The organism is Aurantimicrobium sp. (genome assembly GCF_036667855.1).
Taxonomy (GTDB): domain Bacteria; phylum Actinomycetota; class Actinomycetes; order Actinomycetales; family Microbacteriaceae; genus Aurantimicrobium.
On the sequence record NZ_JAVWTF010000038.1, the window covers coordinates 14,008 to 16,813 of the forward strand.

Genomic DNA, 2,806 nt, shown 5'->3' on the forward strand with positions numbered 1-2,806 from the left:
TTTGGGGGGTTATTATTAACCAAAACCGTTTTGACCTCTTTCTTTTTGGGGGGGCCGCCGGGGGGCGCCCCCACCCCCATTCTTAGATAAGAGCCAGGCTCTTACTTCTTGGTGATCTGGTAGTACAGAGGAACCGAGTTCCAACCGAATACCACGTTCTTCACGAGGGTTGAGTAACCACCGTTGACGTTGCTGTACCACAGGGGTACGGCAGGGAGATCCTGAAGCAGGATGACCTGTGCGTCTTGGAAGTACTTGTTTGCCTCGTCGAGTGAACCGGCTTCGTTACCCTTCGAGAAGAGCGCGTCTACCTCTTCGTTGGAGTAGTCACCATCGTTTGCACCAGCGTCAGTCTGGTACAGAGGCTCGAGGAAGTTCGCGAGCGCTGGGTAGTCAGCCTGCCATCCGGTGCGGAATGCAGTGGTGATGGTGCGGTCGGTAACTGCAGTGCGCAGTTCAGCGAAGGTTGGGTATGGAGCGCCAGAAGCGTCAATACCGAGGGTGTTCTTGATGCTGTTGCACACAGCGTCAACCCATGCCTGGTGGCCACCGTCGCCGTTGTAAGCGATCTGGAAGGTTCCGCTCCAAGGCGAGATCTTGTCTGCCTTTGCCCAGAGTTCCTGTGCCTTCTTTGCGTTGAAGTCCAGAACATCTGAACCCTTGAGATCCTTCGACCAGCCGTCAATGACGGGAGAGGTGAAGTCACGTGCAGGGGTGCGAGTGTTGTCGAAGATCACCGAAGTGATTTCGTCACGGTTGATGGCCATCGAGATGGCCTGACGACGCAACTGACCTTCTTCACCCGAGAAGTGCTCAAGAGACTCTGGGATGGTGAAGGACTGGAAGATAGCTGCAGGCTGGTTGATCGCACGGTCACCGAGGTCGGTGGTGTAGGTCTTCATTGCTGCATCAGGAATACCGTCCAGAACATCGAGGTTGTCGCTGAGCAGGTCTGCATACGCAGCATCCTGAGTTGCGTAGAACACGATGTCGAGTCCGCCGTTCATAGGCTTACGGCCACCCTTGTACTCAGGGTTTGCAACAAGGTTGATGTCCACGTTGTGCTTCCATGCACCCTTTTCAGCAACCATGTAGGGGCCGTTACCAATGGGGTTCTCACCGAATGCTTCCATGTCTTCATAGGCGACCGAAGGCAGTGGGAAGAATGCCGAGTATCCCAAACGCAGTGGGAAGTCCGACTGTGGGCTCGAGAGGGTCACGGTGAAGGTCAGGTCGTCAACAACCTGGAGACCAGTCAGGTCAGAGTCCTCTTCGTAGTTGAAGCCCTCGATTGCATCGAAGAAGTAGCTGTTGAGCTGTGCGTTGCTGAACAGCGCACCGTACTCCCATGCCTTCACGAAGGACTCAGAGGTAACCTTTTCACCGTTGGTGAAGGTCCATCCGTCGTTGAGGGTGATGGTGTAAGTCTGGTTGTCCTTGGTCTCGATCGACTTGGCAACTTCGTTAACCGGAGCACCCTTTGCGTCGTAGTAGACAAGTCCCGCGAAGATCGAGTCAACGATCTTTCCACCACCGGTTTCGTTGGTGTTGGTCGGGATCAACGGGTTCTGTGGTTCAGAACCGTTCGTGGAGACAATGTTGGAGTTTCCTCCGCTTGCTCCGCCCGCTGAACAGCCGGTGAAGACCAAGGCTGTGGCGGCGGCGAGCGCTACTGCACCCACGCCAATTTTCGATAAACGCACTGTTCCTCCTGGTGAGATGTGAAAGTTCGCCGAGACGTGACGAACCTGTGCAATTCATTCAACCTACGCCGGAACTTCCCTCAGCACAGCATCCGCGAACGATTCGTTACAAAGTCGACACACAAGGCGCACATTTCGTTGTGAAAAACCTCTAAACACGACGATTTTCGTCCCTTTGTGCAACTTTGACGCTTTTCGCATTCGCAGTAACTAGGCTTATCGCCGTGACTGAATGGACCCCGATACAGCAACGTGCCCGCACCTGGCTTGAGATTGCCATTGTGCTGGGACTCTCCCTGGGTTCCTCTGCGGTGTATTCGATTGTCTCGCTCATTCGAAAGCTCACTACTCCTGAAGCTCTCAACGTCCAGAAGGCAGTGATTAACCAGCCTTTGTCAGATCAGCCCATCTTTGATCTGGTCTACCAACTCTTAGGTATCTTCTTTGGCCTGGTTCCCGTTGTCCTGGTGTTCTGGCTGTTGGCCAAGCCGGGCAAGAGTGCGTTCGACCAGCTGGGCTTCAACTTCGCGCAACCGGGCAAGGACCTTCTTCGTGGCTTTAGCTTGGCCGCAATCATTGGAATTCCAGGCCTAGGCCTCTACCTCGTCGGTAATGCCATTGGCATTACCGTCACGATTGTTCCAACCGCACTGGACACCTACTGGTGGACTGTGCCGGTATTGGTCCTGGCAGCGCTGCGTGCAGCCCTGGTCGAAGAACTCATCGTCGTTGGCTACCTCTTCACTCGCCTGCGTGAGTTTGGCTGGAAGACCTGGCAGATCATTCTCACTTCGGCCGCCCTGCGTGGCAGTTACCACCTGTATCAAGGCTTTGGTCCCTTCGTGGGCAACTTCGTTATGGGCGTTGTATTCGGTTTGGCCTACCAACGCTGGGGTCGCACGATGCCTCTCGTGATTGCGCACTGGATCTTGGACATTGTGTCTTTCACCGGCTATGCCGTGGTCAAGGCACTTGCTCCTGGCTTCCTGCCCGGCACCTAAACCACCTTTCTTTCACAGCCAGCACAAAAGAAACTCTCGGTAGGGTTGTACCTATGTCTAAGCGCTTTATCGGTGCGACCATGGTCGCTCTCCTCATCACCG

Annotated in this window: 2 protein-coding genes; one reads left to right on the forward strand and one right to left on the reverse strand. The window is 54.8% G+C overall.

All coding sequences use genetic code 11. The annotated features are described in order from the left end of the window. Nucleotides 1-101: 101 nt before the first annotated feature. Nucleotides 102-1,703, reverse strand: a complete 1,602-nt coding sequence (locus RR877_RS07955; RefSeq protein WP_332619156.1) for an ABC transporter substrate-binding protein — start codon at nt 1,701-1,703, stop codon at nt 102-104. A 224-nt stretch (nt 1,704-1,927) separates the two neighbouring features. Here RR877_RS07955 and RR877_RS07960 point away from each other — a divergent pair, with 224 nt between their 5' ends. Beyond that, entirely contained in the window at nt 1,928-2,704 is a 777-nt protein-coding gene (locus RR877_RS07960; RefSeq protein ID WP_332619157.1) for a CPBP family intramembrane glutamic endopeptidase, read from the forward strand. The last annotated feature ends 102 nt before the right edge of the window (nt 2,705-2,806 follow it).